Here is a 22,633-nt window from a genome sequence, read left to right as displayed (position 1 = left end):
ATTATCTTCCGATGGAGATTCCGGGAGCATTGCCATGCCCGTCGATACCGCCCGTTTGGACACATTGACCGCGCTGGCCCGCAAGGCGCTGTGGCTGTCGTCATGGACTATCCACCATGCCAACCACGTCCGGTCGAACACGGATGGACTGAAGGTCGGGGGACATCAGGCCTCCTCGGCCTCGCTCGCCACCATCATGTCGGCGCTGTATTTCAGCGTGTTGCGCCCCGAGGACCGCGTCGCGGTGAAGCCGCATGCGAGCCCGGTGTTCCATGCCATCCAATATCTGTTCGGCCGGCAGAGCCGCGAGAAGCTCGAGAACTTCCGCGGCTTCAAGGGCGCGCAGTCCTATCCCTCGCGCACCAAGGACGTCGATGATGTCGACTTCTCGACAGGCTCGGTCGGTCTCGGTGTCGCGCAGACGCTGTTTGCCTCGCTGGTGCAGGACTACGTCAAGGCGCATGGCTGGATGGACGATCGCCGCGAGGGGCGGATGATTGCGCTGGTCGGCGATGCCGAGATGGACGAGGGCAACATTTTCGAGGCGCTGGCCGAAGGCTGGAAGCACGGCCTGCGCAACACCTGGTGGGTGGTCGACTACAACCGCCAGTCGCTCGATGCCGTCGTGCGCGAAGGTCTCTGGGAAAAGTTCGAGACCATGTTCCGCAATTTCGGCTGGGACGTCGTCATCGTGAAATACGGCCGCCTGATGCGCGAGGCCTTTGCCGAGCCCGGCGGCGAGGCGCTGAAGCGCTGGATCGACAATTGCCCGAACGCGCTCTACGCGGCGCTGTGCTTCCAGGGCGGCGCCGCCTTCCGCAAGCATTTGTATGACGAGATCGGCGATCAGGGGCCGATCACGAAGCTGATCGACCGCCGCAGCGACGACGATCTGCTCGCGCTGATGTCGAATCTCGGCGGCCACGACATGGCGAGCATGCTGGAGGCATTCGAATCGATCGACCATGATCGCCCAGTCTGCTTCATCGCCTACACCATCAAGGGCGTCGGCCTGCCGTTCCAGGGCCACAAGGACAACCACGCCGGCCTGATGACGGTCGCGCAGATGGAGAAATATCGCGAGAGCCAGAACATCCGGCCCGGCCACGAATGGGACAAGTATGAGGGTCTCGCGCAGGATGCCGCCGAGCTCGATGCGTTCCTCGCAGGCGTGCCGTTCAACAAGGATGGCCGCCGGCTGACGGGGCCCGTCATCGAGGTGCCGCAGCAGCTTGCGTTCAAGCCGGCGCCGCAGATGTCGACGCAGCAGGGCTTTGGCCTCGTGCTGAACGAGATTGCGCGCGGTGACAGCGAACTGGCACAACGGATCGTCACGACGTCGCCCGACGTCACCGTCTCGACCAATCTCGGCCCGTGGGTGAACCGGCGTGGCCTGTTCGCGCGCGGCGAGAAGGCGGATTTATTCCGCAGCGAGAAAATTCCGTCCACCTTCAATTGGGACTTCTCGCCCAAGGGCCAGCATCTCGAACTCGGCATCGCCGAGATGAACCTGTTCATCATGCTGTCGGCGCTCGGCCTGTCGCACCAGATCAATGGCGCGCGGCTGTTGCCGATCGGCACGCTCTACGATCCCTTCATCGAGCGCGGTCTCGATGCGCTGAATTACGCCTGCTACCAGGATGCGCGCTTCATGGTGGCGGCGACGCCGTCGGGCATTACGCTTGCGCCCGAAGGCGGCGCGCACCAGTCGATCGCGACGCCGCTGATCGGCATGGCGCAGGACGGGCTCGCCTCGTTCGAGCCGGCCTTCGTCGACGAGCTCGCCGTGATCATGGGCTGGGGCTTCGAGCACATGCAGCGCGATCCGGGCGAGGGCGGTTCCGTCTACCTGCGGCTCTCGACGCGCTCGATCGAGCAAGCGCAGCGGATCATGACGCCGGAGCTGAAGCAGGGCATCACCGACGGCGCCTATTGGCTGCGCAAGCCTGGTCCGAATGCCGAACTCGTGATCGCCTATACCGGCGCCGTCGCGCCGGAGGCGATCGAGGCGACCGGCTTCATCGGCGAGAGCCGGCGCGACATCGGGCTGCTCGCGATTACCTCGGCGGACCGCCTGCACTCGGGCTGGACCGCCGCGCGAAAATTGCGGCGCGACCGGCGCGGCGTGCAGCACCTCAGCCACATCGAAAAACTGCTGGCGCCACTGCCGCGCGATTGCGGCATCGTGACGGTGATCGACGGCCATCCTTCCGCGCTCGGCTGGCTCGGCAGCGTTCGCGGCCATCGCGTCGAGGCGCTCGGCGTCGAGCAGTTCGGCCAGACCGGCAGCATCGCGGACCTTTATCGACACTACGGTATCGACGCCAACGCGATCATCGATGCGGCGGAAAGCCTCACCACCGGCGCACCGGTGCTGCATCGGAAGATGGCGGTGTAGTCGGGGTGACCGGGTCGCGTGGGCCCCGGATCTGCAGCGCATCACTGAAGAAGTGCTGCGCTGCGTCCGGGGCACGAGAGGTGTTTGCACTCGTTCTAATCTCGTGTCCCGGACGCGGCGCGACATGAAATGTCGCGACGCTGAGCCGGGACCCATGGTGCGCTTGCCTCGGTTTAATCCAAGTCCCATATTCCGCGCGTCCGCCGCAACGCTGGCCCCGCATATGGCGGGTTCAATTGCCGGGGCTTTCGTGCAAGGATGCCTGCCGAAACGCCCCCCAAGCCCCCAAGAAGAGGTTAACGATGGTCAATCGCATGCAATTCTACATCGACGGCGCCTGGGTCGATCCCGCCGTCAAGAAGTCCACGCCGGTCGTCAATCCGGCGACGGAAGAGGCGATGTACGAGGTTGCGCTGGGCTCCAAGGCCGACGTGGACAAGGCTGTCGCCGCCGCCAAGCGCGCCTTTGCGACGTTCTCCCAGACCAGCCGCGACGAGCGCGTCGCGCTGCTCACCAAGGTCATCGAGGTCTACAAGGGTCGCCTCAAGGAGATCGGGGTCGCCGTCTCCGACGAAATGGGCGCGCCGCTGCCGATGGCCGAAAAGCTCCAGGCCGGCGCCGGCCTCGGCCATCTCATGACCACGCTCGACGTGCTCAAGAACTATCATTTCGAGGAGCCGGTCGGCACCGCCATGGTGCTGCGCGAGCCGATCGGTGTGGTCGGCATGATCACGCCCTGGAACTGGCCGCTCAACCAGATCGCCTGCAAGGTCGCGCCCGCGCTCGCCGCCGGTTGCACCATGATCCTGAAGCCGTCGGAGTTCACGCCCACCTCGGCGCTGATCTTCGCGGAAATCCTTCATGAAGCCGGCGTGCCGAAGGGCGTGTTCAATCTCGTCAACGGCCTCGGCCCCGAGGTCGGTGCCGCCATGAGCGAGCACCCCGACATCGACATGATCTCCTTCACCGGCTCGACCCGCGCCGGCATCGACGTTGCCAAGCGCGCGGCGCCCACCGTGAAGCGCGTCAGCCAGGAGCTCGGCGGCAAGTCGCCGAACGTCATCCTCGAAGGCGCCGACCTGCAGAAGGCGGTCACCGGCGGGGTGATGCACATGTTCAACAACTCCGGCCAGTCCTGCAACGCGCCCTCGCGCATGATCGTGCCGCTGTCGAAGATGAAGGAAGTCGCCGCGATCGCGAAAGCCGTCGCCGAGAAGACCAAGGCCGGTGATCCCCGCGCCGAAGGCACGACGATCGGCCCCGTGGTCAATCGTGGCCAATGGGACAAGATCCAGGGCTTGATCAAGAAGGGCATCGACGAGGGCGCAACGCTTGTCGCCGGCGGCCCCGGTCTGCCCGAGGGCGTCAACAAGGGCTTCTATGTCCGCCCGACCATCTTCGCCGACGTCACGCCCGATATGACGATCGCCCGTGAAGAAATCTTCGGACCGGTGCTGACCATCCTCGGCGCCAAGGACGAAGCGGAGGCCGTGCACATCGCCAATGACACGCCGTATGGCCTCGCTGGCTACGTCACGGGCGCTTCGGTCGAGGACGCCAAGCGCGTCGGTCGCCAGATCCGCGCCGGCAATGTCAATCTCCAGGGCGTGCCCAACGACCGCACCGCGCCGTTCGGCGGTTACAAGCAGTCGGGCAACGGCCGCGAGTGGGGCAAGTACGGCCTCGAGGACTTCCTCGAAGTGAAGGCCGTCGCCGGCTTCAACGCGGCGTAGGTTTGAGCGCCTGAACCAACATGACGCCGGCGCGGGCAACCGCTCCGGCGTTTGTTTTGCTGAAGTGTCTCGGCAATGCGAGGCGCCGTAGGGTGGGCAAAGGCGCATAGCGACGTGCCCACCATTCCGCGACGAACAAGACATGGTGGGCACGCTTTCGCTTTGCCCACCCTACGAGACTCGCAACGACGGAGGAGGGCGCGGAGAACCTATCCCCCGACTGCGCCCTGCGTGTTCACATACAGCGCGTAGATCGACTGGCTCGCCGCCATGAACAGGCGGTTGCGCTTGACGCCGCCGAAGCAGAGATTGGCGCAGCGCTCCGGCAGCGCGATGCGGCCGATCATGACGCCGTCGGGCGCGAACACCACGACGCCGTCGAGCTCGGGATCGCCCATGCCCCAGCCGCACCAGAGATTGCCGTCGATGTCGCAGCGCATGCCGTCGGGCGTGCCCGGACCGGCGTCGATGTGGACGCGTTTGTTGGAGAGGGTGCTGCCGTCGACCGAGATGTCATAGGCGAGGATCTTTCGGTTCGGTTGCCCACGCGATTCCACCACGTACAGGATCTTCTCGTCCGGCGAGAAGCACAGCCCGTTCGGGCCCAGCACGCCCTCGGCGACGATGGTCGCCTTGCGGGTCGCAGGATCGAGCCGGTAGACGTTCGGGTCGATCTCGGAGTCCGCCTTGTAGCCCTCGTAATTGCCGAGCAGGCCGAAGGTCGGATCGGTGAACCAGATCGAGCCATCGGACTTGACCACGACGTCGTTCGGCGAGTTCAGCCGCTTGCCGTTGAACGACTCCATCAGAACCGTGATCTCGCCGTCATATTCGGTACGCGTCACGCGGCGGCCGCCGTGCTCGCAGGTGACAAGCCGTCCCTGGCGGTCGCGCGTATTGCCGTTCGCGAAATTGAGGGCTTTCGGAATACCGACACCGCGCCGGTCTCTTCCTCCCATTTGATGATGCGCTGGTTCGGGATGTCGCTGCAGAGCAGATAGCGCCCGTCGCCGAACCAGACCGGGCCCTCGGCCCAGCGGAGGCCGCTCGCCAGCCGCTCCACGGCCGACAGTTTCAACCAGTATTTTTCGAAGCGGGGATCTAGCGCCTGAATGGCCGGATCGGGATAGTAGCTCGCCGGCCGCCAGCCTGACCGCTCCTGGGTGTGGGGCGATGCCTCATTCATGTCGGTTCTCTCGTTTCGTTCCCTCTGGACAATCCAGCTATCATTAGAGACACGTGACGGCAAATCTGTCGCCAAAGACGAGGAATGACATGCGCATCTTGATGACCGGAGCTTCGGGCGGAATCGGAACGCGTCTGCGGAAATTGCTGCCGCCGATCTATCCGGACCTCCTGCTCTCCGACATCCGCCCGCCCGGGGATCTCGGGGCGAACGAGCAGTTCAAGGCGGCCGACCTGTCCGACCTCGCGCAGATCGAGGCGATCTGCGAGGGCGTCGACGGCATCATCCATTTCGGCGGCTATTCGGTCGAGGGCCCCTGGGACGACATCCTCCAGGCCAACATCATCGGCGGCTACAATCTGTTTGAGGCCGCCTATCGCAAGGGTGTCAAGCGCGTGGTGTTCGCGTCCTCGAACCATGCCGTTGGATTCTATCCGCGCCACCGCAGGATCGACACCGACGTCACCGCGCGCCCGGACGGCCGCTATGGCGTCAGCAAGGTGTTCGGCGAAGCTCTCGGCGCGCTCTATGCTGATAAGCACGGCCTGAAAGTGACGTGCCTCCGCATCGGCAATTTCGGTGACGTGCCGCTGGACCTTCGCCGGATCTCGATCTGGCTGAAGCCGGAAGACCTGGTGCAGCTCTGCCAGATCGGGCTCGAACATCCCGACATCCATTTCGAGGTGTTCTATGGCGTCTCGCTGAACGAGCGCGCCTGGTGGGATAACCACCGCGCCTACGAATTCGGCTACCGCCCCACCGGCCGCTCCGAGGATCACGTGGCGCACGCGATGGCCGAGCAGGCCAAGCTGAAGCCGGATCCGATCGGCGACCACTATCAGGGCGGCGCGTTCTGCAGCAACGAATTCGACGGCGACACGAGCCGGATCATTGATTGGAATAAGCGGTAGTCTTGAACGGCAGCGTTAGCTCTCCGCCGCAATCCTTGTCAGATAATCCGCCTTGCTGAACTGCATGTGGTCCACACACAGCTGCGCCAGTGCCCAGCTGTCGCGGCCCCTGAGCAGCTCGATCATCAGCTCGTGCTGGCGGCGCGACTGTGCGAGGCCCTCGCGATCGGCGAGGTTCTTCGCGCGCATCGGCAACGTCAGGCTCATATAGTCCTGGACCGAGCGCACCAGATACGGATTGCCGCAGGCGGCGAACAGCGCGACGTGGAAGGCATCGTTGGCCTCGTGGATGCCGCGCAGGTCGCGCACATTCGCCTTGGCGCAATACTGCGACTGAAGCGCGATCAACTCGTCGATCAGGCCTTGCGGCGCCGGCAGGGGATCATCAGCGCGGCCTGCCGCGTCAACATCTCCCTGACCTCGTAGATCTGCCGGACCTCCTCCGCGGAATAGAACCGCACCGTGGCGCCGACATTCTTCTCGCGGCGGACGATGCCGCGGCGTTCCGCATCCACCAGCGCCTGGCGCACGAAGTGGCGCGAGGTGCCGTAAGCCGACATCAGCGCGTCCTCGGTCAGGCGCGCGCCCGGCGCAGGCGACCGAAGATGATGTCTTCCTCCAGCCGCGCCACCACGTCATCGGGATCGTCGCGCCGGATAGTCATGGCGTCTGCGGTGCGGATGTCGGACATGCCCTGAGCCTCCGGCGCCTCGCCGGTCCCGCCTTGTGGAGCAGCGCGAGCCCGGATTGTCAATAATTTGTATCGGTGAGCGCTATCAGGAGCAGAAAGCGCGGCAGTCCAGCCCTATCTTATTGACAATCAGGGGGCAGGTTGTACCACAATGGCAACGCAAGGAGCGGCATGATGACGAGTGGTTTGCGCAAGGGTCTGACGAGCTATGGCGATGCCGGCTTCTCGCTGTTCCTGCGCAAGGCGTTCATCAAGGCCATGGGCTATTCCGACGACGCGCTCGAGCGCCCGATCGTCGGCATCACCAACACCTATAGCGACTACAATCCCTGCCACGGCAACGTCCCCCAGATCATCGAGGCCGCCAAGCGCGGCGTGATGCTGTCGGGCGCGATGCCGTTCGTGTTTCCGACCATCTCGATCGCCGAGAGCTTTGCGCATCCGACCTCGATGTATCTGCGCAACCTGATGGCGATGGACACCGAGGAGATGATCCGGGCCCAACCGATGGATTCGGTGATCGTGATCGGCGGTTGCGACAAGACGCTGCCGGCGCAGGTGATGGCCGCGATCAGCGCCGACCTGCCGGCCGTGGTCATTCCGGTCGGTCCGATGGTGGTCGGGCATCACAAGGGCGAGGTGCTGGGCGCCTGCACCGATTGCCGCCGTCTCTGGGGCAAGTATCGCGCCGGCGAAATGGACGATGCGGAGATCGAAGCCGTCAACGGCCGCCTTGCCCCGTCGGTCGGCACCTGCATGGTGATGGGCACGGCCTCGACCATGGCCTGCATGATCGAGGCCATGGGCCTGTCGCTGCCGATGAGCGCGACGATTCCGGCGCCGCATGCCGAGCGTTTTCGTCTGGCCGAGGCCAGCGGCCGGGTTGCGGCCGAAATGGCCAGGACCAAGGGCCCGAAGCCGAGCGAGTTGTTGACGCCAGCCTCCTTCAAGAACGCGCAGGTCGTGCTGCAGGCGATCGGCGGCTCGACCAATGGCCTGATCCATTTGACCGCGATGGCGCACCGCTCGCCGCACCGGCTCGATCTCGAAGTGTTCGACCAGATCGGCCGCGAGGTGCCGGTATTGGTCGATCTCAAGCCGTCCGGCGAGCACTATATGGAGCATTTTCATCACGCCGGCGGCGTGCCGAAACTGCTGGCACAACTCGGCGATCTCGTCGATCTCGACGCCAAGACGATCTCGGGCGAAACGCTGCGCGATGTCGTCGCGAATGCGGAGGATGTGCCCGGCCAGGACGCGATCCGGTCGCGCGATAACCCGATCAAGAAGGAAGGCGGCCTCGCCGTCCTGCACGGCAACCTCGCGCCGCGCGGCGCGGTCATCAAGCAATCGGCTGCGAGCGCAAAACTGTTGCAGCACACCGGGCGCGCGGTGGTGTTCGAATCCGTCGAGGACATGACCCTGCGGGTCGACGATCCCGAACTCGACGTCACCGCCGACGACGTTCTGGTGCTACGCAATGCCGGTCCGAAGGGCGCGCCTGGCATGCCCGAGGCGGGATATCTGCCGATCCCGAAGAAGCTCGCACGGAACGGTACCAAGGACATGGTGCGCATTTCGGATGCGCGCATGAGCGGCACCGCGTTCGGCACCATCGTTCTGCACATCACGCCGGAATCCGCCGTCGGCGGCCCGCTGGCGCTGGTGAAGAACGGCGACAAGATCAGCCTCGATGTGGCCAAGCGCAGCATCGAGCTGCTGGTCGATGCCGCCGAGCTGGAGCGCCGGCGCGCCGCCCTGAAGCCGGCCACCGCGCCGGACGAGGTCAAGCGCGGCTACGCCTGGCTGTTCGACAAGACCATCCTGCAGGCCGACGAGGGCTGCGACTTCGACTTTATGCAGAGGACTGGACCAAAGACTGAAAAGGGGTGATCGACCACCCAGAAGCGTAGTTCAGACCGCCAAAGCGGCGAACCATAACAGGGGAAACGATGATTGCGCGATCCATGCCAAGATTCTTGCGCGGGCTGGCGGCGACTGCCGCTGTTCTCTTCGTCACGGGGGCGTCGGCGCAGGAGGTGAAGCATTATCGCTTCGCCTACGACCAGCCCAAGACCACTGGCTATGGCATTCTCGGTGACATCTTCAGCGACAAGCTCAAGGCACTCAGCAAGGGCACGATGCTGATCGACCAGTATCCCGGCGCGCAGCTAGGGCAGGAGCCTCAGGTGCTGCAACTCGTCAAGGCGGGTGATATCGAGTTCTGCATTTCCTCGTCTGCGAACGCCGCGACGCTCTCACCGCAGGCGGGCGTCATGTCGATGCACTATTTGTTCCGCTCGGAAGACCATCTCGTCAAGGCGATGGCTAGCCCCGAAGTGGCAAGCGCGGTCAAGGCAATGATTGCAGAGACAGTTCAGGGCACACACGTCATTGCGCTCGCGACGCTTGGCTTGCGCAACATGTATTCCAAACGGGAGATCAAGAAAGTCGAGGACATGAAGGGCCTGAAAGTGCGGGTGCAGGCGACGCCGACCGAGGACACCATGTTCCCGGCCTATGGCGCGCAGATCGTGCACATGCCGTTCGGGAGCGTCTATACGTCGCTGCAAACCGGTGTGGTCGATGTCGCCGAGAATGGTGTCAACGTCTATCTCGCGAACAAGCACTACGAAGTGGCGCCGGTGCTCTCGATGACCGAGCACGAGGCCAACAACAGTCTGGTCTGGGTCAGCGACAAGCTCTGGAACAGCCTCACTCCGGAGCAGCAGGGCTGGGTGCAGGCCGCTGCCGACGAGGTCAACAAGACCCAGCCGGCCAAGGCCATCGAGCTCGAGCATCAATCGCAGGTCAAGCTGAAATCGATCGGGGTCAAGATCGTTCCCGATGTTGACAAGTCCGGCTTCATTGCGATCGCCGATCCCTATCTCGACAAGCTCGCCAAGGAGCTCGGCCCGCACGCGGTGAAGGTCAAGGACCTGGTCCGATCGATCAACTAGCGTGATGCCGGAAGACGGTGCGCTCCCTCTCCCGCTTGCGCGAGAGGGTGGGGGAGAGGGTGCCTCCACGGCGAGACTCCCAATGAGGAGAGAGCCCTCACCCGGCGCTCCGCGCCGACCTCTCCCGCAAGCAAGCGGGAGAGGTTCAGCCAACCCGCAGCCTCCGATTCAATCTGACATCATTCCGCACTAGGCTCGGACGACGAGGAAGCCAATGGCCATCGCCGACAAGCTCGTATTGCAACGCCAGCGCTACCTGAAATGGCGCTGGCTCGACTGGCTCGAGCTCGCGCTGATGATCCTCTGCGGCGTGCTGTGCTTCGGCTTCTCGCTGTCGGTCACGGCCGACATCGTCACCCGCACCATCGGCCATCCCTGGCTATGGCTGCAGGAGGTCACCTCGACGCTGTTCATCTATGCGATCTTCATCGGGACGGCCGTCGCGACGCGGCGCAACGATCACCTCTATCTCACAGCGATCTCCGAGGCGATGCATGGCGCGCCCAGGATCATCGTCGAAATCATCATCCGCCTCATCGTGCTCGGCGTCGCCTTCTGCCTGATCTGGTACGGCTACCAGAATTATCTGCGCGGATTCGGCAGCTTCCGCTTGCCATCGGGTACGCCGATTGCCTCGCTCTACGCGATCATTCCGCTGTCCGGCGTCCTGGTCGGCCTGTTCACGATCGAGCAGCTCGTCAACGGTCTGCGCAACGGTTTTGACCATCCGGAGCCGCCGGACGAGGGTGCTGCGCCTGCCTCGACCGAAACGCAAACGAGGGCGCAGCCGTGAGCGCACCCGTCGTCCTGGCGTTGATGTCGATCTGCTTCCTGTCGTTCGGCTACCTCGGCGTGCCCGTGCCGTTCTCGCTGATGGCCGGCGTGTTCATCGGTGCGATCCTGTCCGATGTCTCGCTCGCCGCCATCATCCAGAAGATCTTTGACGGTGTGGACTCCGAGGCGCTGCTGGCGATCCCGTTCTTCCTGCTGGTCGGCGAGCTCATGAGCTCGGCCAATGTGGTGGTGCGAATAGCCAATCTCTCGGTGTCGCTGGTCGGGCATATCAGGGGTGGGCTGTCGCAGGTCGTGGTCGTTTTCAGCATGTTCTTCTCGGAAATGTCGGGCTCGACCACGGCCGACGTCGCCGTGATGAGCCGCGCGCTGGGAGGCCCGATGAAGCGCGAGGGTTATGAGCCCGCGTTCATCGCCGCGATCATCGCGTCAGCCTCGACCATCGCTGCATTGGTGCCGCCGAGCATCACCGCGGTGGTCTACGGTGCCGTCGGCAACGTCTCGATCGCCGGCCTGTTCATGGCGGGCGTGGTGCCGGGCCTGATGATCGGCTTCGGCCTGATGATCTATTGCTATTTTTTCGGCCCCTCGGGCTTGCGCAAGCCGCGCGCGCCGCTGCGGCAAATCGTGTTCGCGGCCGGCGATGCGGCGCTGCCGCTGATGATCCCGGTGATTCTGCTCGGCGGCATCCTGACCGGCTGGTTCACGCCGACGGAAGCAGGCGTCGTCGCCGTGGTCTGGATCATCCTGGTCGTGATCCCCGCGCTCAACCGCGGGCATCTCAGGAAGATCCCGTATGATTTCTGCCTCGCCGGGCTGATCTTCTCGCTGCCGCTGATCACCATCGGCGCCGCCAATGCCTTCGGCTGGATGCTCGCCTATTTGCGCGGCGCGAGCTACATCGCCGACATGATCACCTCGATCGCGGGCAACGACCCACATCTGATCATGCTGTTGATGGTGCTGCTGTTCACCGTGGTCGGTGATTTCATCGAGCCGGTGCCGACCATCATCATCTTCATGCCGCTGGTCAACACGCTGACGGAAGCCGGCGACATCAACGGCGTCCACATGGGTGTGGTGCTGATCGCGACGCTCGCCTTTGGTCTGATCACGCCGCCTTACGGCCTGGTGCTGCTGATGGCGTCGAAATTTGTCGGCGTCAGCTTTGCGAAAGCGTTGCGCGCGGCGCTGCCGATCTATGTCGTGTTCTTTGCCACCATCGCGTTCGCGATCTATTTCCCCAGCGTGGTGCTGTGGCTGCCGCAGCACGTGCTGCCGGAATCAGTCGGCTGCTTCAAGTCGCCGGCGGGGACCGGCTACATCTGTCCCAAATGAGCACCGCGGCTACTTGCTCTTGCTCGTGAACTTCTTCACGGCAACACGAAACTCCTCCGTATTCATGGCCATGATGATCTTGTGCTCCTCGGCATCGAGCTGCTGTTTTACCGGCGTGGTGGCGGCCGCGTAGACCAGCGATTTGGTGCCGGCGATGGCCGCGGGCGCGATCTGCGCCAGCCGCTCGGCAAGCTGCCGCGTCGCCGCCTTCAGCTCGGTCGCAGGAACGATCTTCGCGACGAGGCCCCACTCAAGGGCCTGCTGCGCAGTAAAATTGTCCTCGGACAGGAAGATCTGCAGCGCGCGGCGCGCGCCAACCGTGCCGACGATCCCGACCGTCGAGCCGCCATCCGGCGACACGCCGATCCTGGCATAGGCCGGCGTGAACTTCGCGTCCTCGGCGGCGATGCAGAGATCCGTGACGAAGGCGAGGCCCATGCCGGCGCCGGCGGCCGAGCCGTGCACGCTGGACAGTGAGATCTTCGGCATGCGCCGGATGATCTCGATGAAGGAATGATAGTGCCTGAGCAGCTCGCCGACTACCGGCGTCACCGTGTTGGCCTCGGCCGCAGCGCCAATCGTCTGCAGATCGCCGCCGGCGGAGAAGGCGCGGCCTTCTCCTTCGAGGACCACGACCTTGATGGCGTCGTCGCCTTCTACGGTGGCGGCGAGCTGTTCGAGTTTGCGCGCGATCGCCAGGTTGATCGAGTTGAATGCGGCGGGACGGTTGAGCGTGATGGTTGCGATCGGGCCGTCGATCCGCAGCAGGGCGGGATCATCGGGTTGGGAGACGGGAGCTGGCATTGGAAATCCCCGGCATGAGGTTTGTTGCCGCAACTAAATCTCAGAAGGCGAGGGGTGACAATCCCCGGCCGCCCATGTCCTCTCGTTCGGGCCTTGCGTCGCGCGGAATGATCGGCTCAAATGGGGCGCCTTCGTTTAGGAACGGACACGAGCGCCGGCTCCTCCTAGGCTAGCCAAGCCAATATGAGCGAGAGAGGAGACGACATGGGTGACGCTCGTGTCTTGCGGAAACGGGCTGTCCAATGACGGACGGTCCTGTGATCATTGTCGGTGCCGGCCATGGTGGCTACCAGGCCGCGGCATCCCTGCGGCAGGCGGGTTTTCGGATCGCGTCTGCCTGATCAATGACGAGGCGCATCTGCCCTATCAGCGGCCGCCGCTGTCCAAGGCTTACATCAAGGGCTCGGCCGGGCCGGAGAGCCTGATGTTCCGGCCGGAGAAATTTTACCAGGACCAGACGATCGATTTGATCGCGGGCCGCGCCGTGTCGATCGACCGCGCGGGGCGCAAGGTGCTGCTCGCATCCGGAGAGACGCTGCCTTATGGACACCTCGTGCTCGCCACCGGCGCGCGCAACCGGCTGCTCGACCTGCCCAATGCCAATCTGCCCGACGTGAAATATCTGCGCATCCTCGACGAGAGCGAGGCGCTGCGAAAGATCATTCCGTCAAAGACGCGGGTCGTGGTGATCGGCGCCGGTTTCATCGGCCTCGAATTCGCCGCGACCGCCCGGATCAAGGGGCTCGAGGTCGACGTGCTCGAGCTCGCGCCGCGCGTGATGGCGCGCGCGGTGACGGCGGAGGTCTCCGAATACTTTCAAGCACGGCATCGCGAGGCCGGCATTCGCATTCACCTCGGCGTGCAGGCCACTTCCATCGAGGCCCAAGGCGATAAGGATAGCGGCAAGATCACCGGCGTCTCCTTGAGCGACGGCCGGCATCTGCCCGCCGACCTCGTCGTGGTCGGTGTCGGCGTGCTGCCAAACATCGAGCTGGCGGCCAAGGCGGGGCTGCCGGTTGCTGCCGGCATCATCGTCGATGAATACCTTTCGACGGCCGATCCCAATATCTCGGCGATCGGCGATTGCGCGCTGTTCGCAAGCCCGCGCTTCGGCGGCTCGCTGCGGCTTGAATCGGTGCAGAACGCCACCGACCACGCCCGCTGCCTCGCGGCGCGGCTGACCGGCGACAAAAAGCCCTATGACGGCCATCCCTGGTTCTGGAGTGACCAGGGCGACGACAAGCTCCAGATCGCAGGTCTCACCACCGGCTACGACCGCGTCGTACTGCGCGGCGATCCTGCGAAGAAGACGTTTTCCGCGTTCTGCTATCACGGCGACAGGCTACTCGGCATCGAATCCATCAACCGTGCCGGCGATCACATGTTCGGCCGAAGATTGCAGGCGATGGACCGTTCGATCACACCGGAACAGGCGGCGGATGAGAGCTTCGAGCTGAAGAGCGCGCTGGCGTGAGGCTCTCTCCCTCTCCCCGTTCTTACGGCGAGAGGTTGGGGTGAGGCTCTATCCGCGCGTACGGTGACAGTTGGATTCGCGGAGACTCCCTCACCCGGATTGCATCTTCGATGCAATCCGACCTCTCCCCGCAAGCGGGGCGAGGTAAGAACGGCGTCAGCCAGCGCTGAGCGCCGTCGCCACTTCCGCGGCCGTCGGCATCGATGGCCCGGCGCCCATGCGCTGCACGCTGATCGAGGCGGCGGCGTTGGCGAAGGCGAGGGCGGCGCGCAAGGCGGCTCCATCAGCGAGCTGCGAGGCGAGCGCGCCGACGAAGCAATCACCGGCGCCAGTGGTGTCGACCGCCTTCACCACGCGTCCCTGCACCGCAAATTCTTCGTTGGCAGCGAGCGCGAGCACGCCGCGCTTGCCGAGCGTGACGCAGATGGTCTGGTCCGCGCGCGCCTGAAGTTTTCGCGCGACGGCGATGATCTTTGCGGTCTCGTCGTCGTCGGTGAGCTCGGTGCCCGCAAGGAAACCAAGCTCGGTCTCGTTCAGCACCAGGATATCGACCAGCGCGAGCAGCTCGGGCGACATCTTCTGCGCCGGGGCAGGATTCAGCAATGTAGTGGCGCCCGCCGCGTTCGCGCGCTGGAAGAACGCGGCAATGGTCGGCAGCGGGATTTCGAACTGGCTGACGGCGACATCGCCCTTCGCCAGCGGCGCATCCGCGACGTCATCAGCGCTGACGAGCGCATTGCTGCCGGGAATGACGACGATGGTGTTGTCGGAGGCTGCGACCGTGATGATCGCAGTGCCGGTGTGTGTCTCGGGCGTCTCCTTGATCGAGCCGGGATCGATGCCCTGAGCCGCGAGAAATGTCCTGAGCTCAGACCCGAACGAATCCGTGCCCAGCCGCCCGATCAGCGTGGTCTTCGCGCCGAGCCGTGACGCGGCCACGGCCTGGTTCGCGCCCTTGCCGCCCGGAAAATACAGCACCTGCCGGCCCGCGACGGTCTCGCCGACCCTGGGGTGGCGATCGGCGGTCGCCACCACATCCATATTGATGCTGCCGGCGACGAAGACGCGCCCCATGACAGGCCCTCTAGAGCATGATCCGGAAGAGTGTGAAGCGGTTTTCCGAAAAGATCATGCTCAAACAAAGAATCCTTAGACCCTGACTTCGAACTCGTGCCTGACTTTGGCGATGTCCACAAGGGTCGGCAGGCCGGCCTCGTTGCCGAGGCGCTGGATCTTGAAAGTCGAGGCGGCGCGGGCAAAGTCAAAATGCTCGCGCCAGCTTTTGCCGGGGTGCGCGAGGTAGGAATAGATATAGGCGCCGTGGAAGACGTCGCCGGCGCCGTTGGTATCGATCACGCGCTCGCGCGGGATCGGCATTGCCGGCATGGTCTCGACCGCGCCGGTCTCGTTGTACCAGAGCAGGCCCTTCTCACCCATGGTGATGCCGCCGATCTTGCAACCGCGGCCCTTGAGGTAGTCGAGCATCTTCTCCGGCGTCAGATCCATCTGCTCGCACAGCCGCTCGGCGACAATCGCGACGTCGATGTATTCGAGCAGCTCATGCGTGTTGGTGCGCAGGCCGCCGCCGTCGAGCGAGGTCAGAATGCCCGCCTCGCGGCACACCTTTGCGTAGTGGATGGCTGCGTCCGGCTGATGGCCGTCGACATGCAGCGCGCGGCAGCCGGTGAGATTGAGCATCGGAAAGGGGTGGATGTGCTCGTCGTCGCGGCAGCGGACGATGGCGCGCTTGCCGTCCTTCGGCATGATGAACGAGAGCGAGGACTGGTTCACCTTCCGTCCGTGCAGCGAGATCGCGTATTTCGCGCACATGTCCTGGAACATGCGGCCGAGCCAGTCATTGGCCGCGGTGGCGATCAGATCAGGCACGATGCCGAGCTTGGCGCAGCAGAACGCCGCCGTGACCGCGTTTCCGCCGAAAGAAACTGCGTAGTCGGTCGCCACGTGCTTTTCGTCGCCGGTCGGCATGTGGTCGGTAATGAAGACGACGTCGATATAGGTCTGTCCGATGAAAAGAGCCTGCATTGCTTGTCCGTGATGCGCTTGGTGGTCCCGGCCGGCGGGCTTACTGTAACACCGGTTCCGCTTCGGGGACGCTGAAATTATTCGCAAAATCGGCCCGAAGCGCTTGAGGTCGGCGTAACGCCGGAATACGACCATGTCAGACCCATGCCAAGCCCGGACAAATGCCGTTTTTCGGCCGCTGGTTCCAGGTCGATCAAAAGGGACAAACATGATCACCGGCCTCGATCACATCGTCGCTCTGGTCAAGGATATCGGTGCGGCGAAGGCCGCCTATCAGACACTCCTGGGGCGCGCGCCGGCCTGGCAGAATTCCGGCGAGGGCGCCGATCGGGTGCTGTTCACCCTCGAGAACATGACCATCGAATTGATGGCGCCGAGCGGCTTCACCGCGACGGCGGACCGGATGCGTGCGCTGCTCGACGACCAGGAGGGCGTGCTCGCCAGCCTGTGCTTTCGTGTCGCAGACATGGGCAAGATGCACCGGCGGCTGGACCGTGTGGCGCTGAAGCCGGATCCCGTCGCCGAGGTCGAGAGCAGCGATGATGCGAGCGGAGCGGCGCTGCACTGGAAGCGCACGCGGGCCGCGACCGAGCTGACGCGCGGCGTGCGCATGTTCTTCCTCGAACTCGCCGAGGAGCGTCCGAAGTCGGTTGCGACCGAAATCGCGTCGATCGACGGGCTCGACCACGTGGTGATCACCACCGAGGATTCGGATCGCGCCGCCGCACTCTATGGTGCGCGGCTCGGGCTCGATCTGGCGCTCGACCGCTCGCACCACGACTGGGGGCAGCTGATGTTCTTCCGCTGCGGCGATCTCATCGTCGAGGTGGTACGTCGCCCCGTGGCGGGCGCGGACTCGCAGCACGACCGTCTCTGGGGCCTGAGCTGGCGCGTCTCCGACATCGATGCCACCCGCGCCCGCCTGCTCGCCGCCGGCCTCGACGTCACCGAAGTGCGCAACGGCCGCAAGCCGGGCACGCGGATCATGACCGTGCGGAGCGGCACCTGCGGCATCCAGACCGTGCTGCTGGAGCGTTCGCCGAAGCCAGCGGGGTGAGCGACGCTCTCCTCCGTCATTGCGAGCGGAGCGAAGCAATCCAGAATCCCGCCGCGTTAACACTCTGGATTGTTTCGTCGCTTCGCTCCTCGCAATGACGGCGGGGGCGTGGTACATCGCAAACCGTAAGCACCCAGCGAGCACCCGGTTTGACAACAGCGAAGGCAAAGCGAACTCTGAGATGGCAGCGCGATCCGGAAGGGATGCGGCTGCGCATTCTCGAGGCTGCCAAGCAGGAATTTTCCGCTCACGGGCTCGCCGGTGCGCGCGTCGACCGGATCGCGGCCAAGGCCGGCGCCAATAAGCGCATGCTGTACTACCACGTCGGCAACAAGGATGACCTCTATCTCGCGGTGCTGGAAGGCGCCTATGACAAGATCCGCAGCGAGGAGCGGGGGCTCGATCTCGAACATCTCGATCCGCCGGAGGCGATCAAGCGGCTGATCGAGTTCACCTGGGGTTACTTCCTGCGCAATCCCGAATTCCTGTCACTGCTCCAGACCGAGAACCTCGTCCGCGCAAAGCACCTCAAGCGCTCGACCAAGGTCAAGTCGATGCACTCGCCCTTCGTCGAGATGATCCGTACCGTGGTGCGGCGCGGCGTTGAGAGCGGTGATTTCCAGGTCGCCGTCGATCCGGTGCAGCTCTACATCTCGATCGCGGGCCTGTGCTTCTTCTATCTTTCGAATTCGGCGACACTGAGCGTGATCTTCGGCCGCGATCTGCTCGCCAAGGACGCCAAGGACGAGCGGCTTGCGCACATGGTCGGCCTCGTGCTGGCCGCGTTGACGGGGCAGACCGCCGCGTTGTTCGAGATCGCCAAGGGGCCGAAGTCGCGCACCGCGGTGGCGCAGACGGTTTAGCCCGTTATTTCCTCAATCACCGCTGTCATCGTCCGCGAAGGCGGGCGATCCAGTATTCCAGAGACGCTGATGGGGTACGGAGAAGCCGCGGCGTACTGGATTCCGCCTTCGCAGGGAATGACACCGAGGGTGTGGGCGCGGAACCCGACAAAACGTCACACGGAAACCGCTGGACAGTATTTATCCAACGGGTTAATTTCTTCCCCGAACGAAAAAGAATGCCGGGAGTGAGGCGTGGCTGAGCTGAAACCGCAAAGTGCGGTGTCCAAGATGCTGAATGCGGCCTGGGTGCGGCCGTTTCTGTTTCTGGTCTTCATCGTCGTGGCCTGGGATCTCGCGATCCGGCTGTTCAAGATTCCCGCCTACCAGATCCCAGCACCCGCCGATGTCGTCGCGGTACTGCGCACCGATTGGCCGGAATTGCTGCGGCAGTCCTGGCCGACCACCTATGCGACCGTCTGCGGCTTCATGCTGTCGGCATTGTTCGGCATTCCCGTCGCGATGCTGATCGCGGGCTCCAAGACCGTGGAGAGCTACGTCTATCCGCTGCTGGTGTTCTCCCAATCCGTGCCGAAGATCGCGATCGCGCCGCTGTTCGTGGTCTGGTTCGGCTTCGGCATTGTCCCGAAAGTGATCTCGGCGTTCCTGCTCGGGTTCTTCCCGGTTGTGGTCTCCGCCGTCCAGGGTTTCAAGTCGGTCGACCCTGATATGGTCGATCTCGCCCGCGCCATGCAGGGCAGCCGCTTCCAGGTGTTTTGCGCAGTGAACCTGCCGCATGCCCTGCCGGCGATCTTCTCCGGCCTGAAAGTCTCGGTGACGCTCGCCGTGGTCGGCGCCGTCGTCGGTGAGTTCGTCGGCTCCAATTCCGGCATCGGCTACGTCATGCAGCGCTCGATTGGCACCTTCGACCTGCCGACGATGTTCGCGGCCCTCGTCATCCTCGCGCTGCTCGGCGTCATCCTGTTCTGGATCGTCGACCGGATCGAGAAGCTGGTCATTCCCTGGCATGTCAGCCAGCGCGAAGACGTGATTTTCGTCTCTTAGGAGCACGATCCGGAAAAGTGCGCAGCGGTTTTCCGACAAGATCATGCTCAAACAATACGTGAAGCAACGGCCACCAACGGCCGAAACATAACGACAAGGGAGAGTGACGATGAAGCGGTGGATTGGAGCTGCGTCTGTGGCGCTGATGGCGTTTGCAGTATCGCCGGCGCAGGCGGCCGACAAGGTCGTGCTGATGCTGAACTGGTATGTCTATGGCGAGCACGCGCCGTTCTATTACGGCAAGGCCAAGGGCATTTACGCGGCCGAGGGCATCGACCTCGAGATCCAGGAAGGCCGCGGTTCGGCTGCGACCACGCAGGCCGTCGCTGCCAAGACGGCCGATTTCGGCTATGTCGACGTTCCCACCATGATGCGCGCCGCGATCAAGGGCGCACCTGTGATCGCGACCGGGGTGCTGCTGCAGACCAGCCCGATGTCCGTCATGGGCTTCGTCGACAAGAACATCAAGAAGCCCGAAGACATCAAGGGCAAGACGGTGGCGATCACGCCGGCCGATTCCATGACCCAGATCTGGCCGCTGTTCCTGAAGAAGACCGGCCTGAAGGAAAGCGACTTCACCACCGTTGCCGGTGACGGCCAGACCAAGCTCAACGCCGTCATCAACGGCCAGGCTGATCTGCTGCTCGGCTATGTCATGGACCAGTCGATGAAGATCAAGGATGCCACCGGCAAGGACGTCTATCCGATCAAATTTGCCGACTACGGCATCAACATGGTCTCCTCCGGCATCATCGCCAACTCCGACTACGTGAAAGCCAATGCCGACCTCGTCCGCCGCTTCATGTCGGCGACGACCAAGGCCGTGGAAGCCGCCGAGAAGGAGCCGAAGGCTGCAGCGCAGTCGATCCTCGATGCCAACCCCAAGGGCGGCAAGATCGACACGCTGACGCAGGGCTTTGAGCTGACAATTCCGCTCTACCGGACGGCCGAGACCAAGAGCAAGCGGCCCTTCCAGGTCACCGACCAGAACATGACCGACAGCGTCAACCTCATGGTGGAATATGGCGGGCTCGATGCCAAGGCCAAGGAGAACCCGAAGGCCTTCTACACCAACGATTACCTGCCGAAGAGTGGCACGTGAAGCAAGCCGCAGTAACCAGTGAAACCGTGCAGCCGGCCGCGCATCTGAGACTGGTGAGCGACCGGGCTGCCGGCGGCACGCCTGGCATCAAGCTCTCAGGCGTCTCGAAGACTTACCGGACGCGCGACGGCGATGTGCCGTCGCTGCGGCCGCTCGACTTCCACATCAACGACGGCGAGTTCTTCGTCGTGGTCGGCCCAAGCGGCTGCGGCAAGTCCACGCTGCTCAAGCTGATCTCGGGGTTGCTGCCGCCGACCGCTGGCGAGGTGTTGGTTGAAGGCGAGAAGGTGACGAAGCCGCATGGCAATGTCGGCATCGTGTTCCAGAACGCGCTGCTGCTGCCCTGGCGCAATATCCTCTCCAACGTGATGCTGCCGATCGATATGAAACGGCTGCCGCGGGACGAATATCTCGTCCGCGCCAAGGCGCTGTTGAAGCTGGTCGGGCTCGAAGGGTTCGAGAAGAAGCTGCCCTGGCAGCTCTCCGGCGGCATGCAGCAGCGGGCCTCGATCTGCCGCGCGCTGGTGCACGATCCCAGGATCATGCTGATGGACGAGCCGTTCGGCGCGCTCGATGCGCTGACGCGCGAACGCATGAATGTCGAGCTGATGCGGATCCAGCGCGAGACCAGGAAGACGGTGCTCCTGATCACGCATTCGATTCCGGAGGCCGTGTTCCTCGCCGACCGCGTGCTGGTGATGACCGAGCGCCCCGGCGCGGTCGCCGCGATCTACGACGTGCCGCTGCCGCGCCCGCGCTCGCTCGACGTGATGGCCGACCCTGTTTTCACCGAGCTCGTGCAACGCATCCGCAAGCATTTCTTCTCGCAGGGGTCGTTGGACTAGGATCATGGCGCCGCGCCTGAAGCTGCGAGACATCGCCTTCTTCGAACGCCCCGTGCATTTCGCGCGGCCGTTCCGCTTTGGCGCTGTCACCATCAACGCGACGCCGCAGCTGTTCGTGCGGGTCGAGATCGAGGCCGAGGGCGGCGGTGTTGCGGTCGGCGCCGCCGCCGAGCTGCTGGTGCCCAAATGGTTCGACAAGAGGCCGGAGTTGTCGCCGGCGCAGACGGTCGATGGCTTGCGGCGCTCGCTGGAGATCGCGCGCGGGCTTTATCTGGCGCGGGCCGGATTCCAGACGGCGTTCGATCTGCACGCGTCCTGCATCGGTGCCCAGGTCGCGACCTGCGCGAAGCAGAACATTCCGGCGCTTGCCGCGGCCTATGGTCCGGCGGAAATCGACAAGGCGATCCTCGATGCGCTGCTCCGCGCCACCGGGACGAATTTTTCGACGGAATGGCAGCCAACATCGCCGGCATCGATGCGCGCCTGTCGCCCGACCTGAAGGACGCGGATCTCACGACGTTCCTCGCCGGCCGCAAGCCGCTGCCGCGCGTTGCGATCAGGCATACCGTTGGCCTCGACGATACCGTCGAAGGCAAGGGCGGCGTTGCCGATGCCCACGAGAACGCCGGTGCGAATTACTTCAAGCTGAAACTGTCGGGCGATCCCGCGGCCGATGCGGCGCGGCTGGCGCGCATTGGCAAGGAACTCGACACGCTCGGGCGCGATTGCAAGGTGACGCTCGATGCCAATGAGCAATATGCCGACCTTGCCGCCCTGCAGGCGCTGATCGACCGGCTGGATCGCGAGCCGGCGCTGCGGCCGATCGCGTCGCGATTGCTCTATGTCGAGCAGCCCATGCCGCGCGACATCACCCGGCAATCGCCGCTCGGCTCGCTCGCCGCGCGCGGCTTCATCATCGACGAGGCCGACGATTCCTACGACGCGTTCCCCGCGGCGCGCGCGCTCGGCTATCGCGGCATCTCGTCAAAGTCCTGCAAGGGGCTCTACAAGTCCATCGTCAACGCAACGCGCGCGGCGAAATGGAGCGCGGGCGGCGAAAGGTTCTGCGTGACCGGCGAGGACCTCACCTGCCAGGCCGGCCTCGCCGTGCAGCAGGATCTCGCGCTCGGCGCTTTCATCGGCGTCACCCACGCCGAGCGCAACGGCCATCACTATGTCGACGGCTTTGGCGACACGCCGGCTGCCGAAGCGCAGGCCTTCGCGGCCGCGCATCCCGATCTCTACGCCGATGCCGGGCAGGGCATCCGGCTTTCCATTCACAACGGCGATCTCCTGACGGGATCGCTTCAAGCAACGGGCTTTGCGACGTCGGTCCATCCGGACTGGCCGACACTTCGCCCGCTCGAACAGCCAAAATCACTTTGGGAGTAG

At 64.2% G+C, this 22,633-nt stretch carries 15 protein-coding genes and 4 pseudogenes; 14 read left to right on the top strand and 5 right to left on the bottom strand.

Translation table 11 applies throughout. The annotated features are described in order from the left end of the window. The first annotated feature begins 34 nt into the window (after positions 1-34). Positions 35-2,398 carry a transketolase gene (locus ACTGJ9_RS32795; protein WP_456674422.1) on the top strand — a complete coding sequence of 788 codons (2,364 nt, stop codon included), beginning with the start codon at positions 35-37 and terminating at the stop codon, positions 2,396-2,398. A 302-nt stretch (positions 2,399-2,700) separates the two neighbouring features. Beyond that, positions 2,701-4,131, top strand: a complete 1,431-nt coding sequence (locus tag ACTGJ9_RS32790) for an aldehyde dehydrogenase family protein (RefSeq protein WP_456674421.1) — start codon at positions 2,701-2,703, stop codon at positions 4,129-4,131. Positions 4,132-4,340: 209 nt separating this feature from the next. Here ACTGJ9_RS32790 and ACTGJ9_RS32785 read toward each other — a convergent pair. Further along, positions 4,341-5,317: pseudogene (locus ACTGJ9_RS32785) on the bottom strand (SMP-30/gluconolactonase/LRE family protein). A gap of 89 nt (positions 5,318-5,406) precedes the next feature. Between ACTGJ9_RS32785 and ACTGJ9_RS32780 the strand changes: the two are divergent. Beyond that, positions 5,407-6,228 carry an NAD-dependent epimerase/dehydratase family protein gene (locus ACTGJ9_RS32780; RefSeq protein WP_456674420.1) on the top strand — a complete coding sequence of 274 codons (822 nt, stop codon included), beginning with the start codon at positions 5,407-5,409 and terminating at the stop codon, positions 6,226-6,228. A gap of 15 nt (positions 6,229-6,243) precedes the next feature. Here ACTGJ9_RS32780 and ACTGJ9_RS32775 read toward each other — a convergent pair. Further along, positions 6,244-6,919, bottom strand: a pseudogene (locus tag ACTGJ9_RS32775) (GntR family transcriptional regulator). A gap of 174 nt (positions 6,920-7,093) precedes the next feature. Here ACTGJ9_RS32775 and ACTGJ9_RS32770 point away from each other — a divergent pair. From ACTGJ9_RS32770 to ACTGJ9_RS32755, 4 genes are all read left to right on the top strand, one after another. Continuing rightward, entirely contained in the window at positions 7,094-8,812 is a 1,719-nt protein-coding gene (locus ACTGJ9_RS32770; RefSeq protein WP_456678700.1) for an IlvD/Edd family dehydratase, read from the top strand. A 59-nt stretch (positions 8,813-8,871) separates the two neighbouring features. Next, a complete protein-coding gene (locus ACTGJ9_RS32765; RefSeq protein WP_456674419.1) occupies positions 8,872-9,879 on the top strand; it encodes a TRAP transporter substrate-binding protein in 1,008 nt (335 codons plus the stop codon). A gap of 214 nt (positions 9,880-10,093) precedes the next feature. Beyond that, on the top strand, positions 10,094-10,672 hold the full coding sequence (locus tag ACTGJ9_RS32760; RefSeq protein WP_456674418.1) for a TRAP transporter small permease: 579 nt from the start codon (positions 10,094-10,096) through the stop codon (positions 10,670-10,672). Beyond that, positions 10,669-12,009 carry a TRAP transporter large permease gene (locus tag ACTGJ9_RS32755; RefSeq protein WP_456674417.1) on the top strand — a complete coding sequence of 447 codons (1,341 nt, stop codon included), beginning with the start codon at positions 10,669-10,671 and terminating at the stop codon, positions 12,007-12,009. Before ACTGJ9_RS32760 ends, ACTGJ9_RS32755 begins: the two co-directional genes overlap by 4 nt. A 9-nt stretch (positions 12,010-12,018) precedes the next feature. On the opposite strand, the gene ACTGJ9_RS32750 is transcribed toward ACTGJ9_RS32755, so the two are convergent. Further along, positions 12,019-12,813, bottom strand: a complete 795-nt coding sequence (locus tag ACTGJ9_RS32750; protein ID WP_456674416.1) for an enoyl-CoA hydratase/isomerase family protein — start codon at positions 12,811-12,813, stop codon at positions 12,019-12,021. 242 nt (positions 12,814-13,055) lie between these two features. Between ACTGJ9_RS32750 and ACTGJ9_RS32745 the strand changes: the two are divergent. Continuing rightward, positions 13,056-14,287 (top strand): annotated as a pseudogene (locus ACTGJ9_RS32745) (NAD(P)/FAD-dependent oxidoreductase). Positions 14,288-14,443: 156 nt separating this feature from the next. Here ACTGJ9_RS32745 and rbsK read toward each other — a convergent pair. Beyond that, positions 14,444-15,361 (bottom strand): ribokinase, encoded by a 918-nt coding sequence (gene rbsK, locus ACTGJ9_RS32740; RefSeq protein WP_456674415.1) that lies wholly within the window; start codon positions 15,359-15,361, stop codon positions 14,444-14,446. 75 nt (positions 15,362-15,436) lie between these two features. Then, positions 15,437-16,330, bottom strand: a complete 894-nt coding sequence (locus ACTGJ9_RS32735; RefSeq protein ID WP_456674414.1) for a sugar kinase — start codon at positions 16,328-16,330, stop codon at positions 15,437-15,439. A gap of 208 nt (positions 16,331-16,538) precedes the next feature. On the opposite strand from ACTGJ9_RS32735, the gene ACTGJ9_RS32730 reads away from it, so the two are divergent. The 6 genes and pseudogenes from ACTGJ9_RS32730 to ACTGJ9_RS32705 all read left to right on the top strand — a co-directional run bounded on the left by ACTGJ9_RS32730 (position 16,539) and on the right by ACTGJ9_RS32705 (position 22,633). Beyond that, positions 16,539-17,387: a VOC family protein gene (locus ACTGJ9_RS32730; RefSeq protein ID WP_456674413.1), complete on the top strand. Its 849-nt coding sequence runs from the start codon at positions 16,539-16,541 to the stop codon at positions 17,385-17,387. 203 nt (positions 17,388-17,590) lie between these two features. Beyond that, positions 17,591-18,250: a TetR/AcrR family transcriptional regulator gene (locus ACTGJ9_RS32725; RefSeq protein ID WP_456674412.1), complete on the top strand. Its 660-nt coding sequence runs from the start codon at positions 17,591-17,593 to the stop codon at positions 18,248-18,250. Between the two features lie 234 nt (positions 18,251-18,484). Beyond that, positions 18,485-19,294 (top strand): ABC transporter permease, encoded by an 810-nt coding sequence (locus tag ACTGJ9_RS32720; protein WP_456674411.1) that lies wholly within the window; start codon positions 18,485-18,487, stop codon positions 19,292-19,294. A 109-nt stretch (positions 19,295-19,403) separates the two neighbouring features. Then, complete coding sequence (locus ACTGJ9_RS32715; RefSeq protein ID WP_456674410.1) at positions 19,404-20,396, top strand: ABC transporter substrate-binding protein; 993 nt, start codon at positions 19,404-19,406, stop codon at positions 20,394-20,396. Then, positions 20,393-21,241, top strand: coding sequence for an ABC transporter ATP-binding protein (locus ACTGJ9_RS32710; RefSeq protein ID WP_456674409.1), 849 nt, complete (start codon positions 20,393-20,395; stop codon positions 21,239-21,241). Before ACTGJ9_RS32715 ends, ACTGJ9_RS32710 begins: the two co-directional genes overlap by 4 nt. Positions 21,242-21,245: 4 nt before the next feature. Further along, a pseudogene (locus ACTGJ9_RS32705) lies at positions 21,246-22,633 on the top strand (enolase-like domain-containing protein).

Source organism: Bradyrhizobium sp. RDM12 (genome assembly GCF_051917485.1).
In the GTDB taxonomy this organism is placed as follows: domain Bacteria; phylum Pseudomonadota; class Alphaproteobacteria; order Rhizobiales; family Xanthobacteraceae; genus Bradyrhizobium.
Note: the sequence above shows the minus strand (reverse complement) of the source record. Positions and strands in the feature narration are given on the sequence as shown.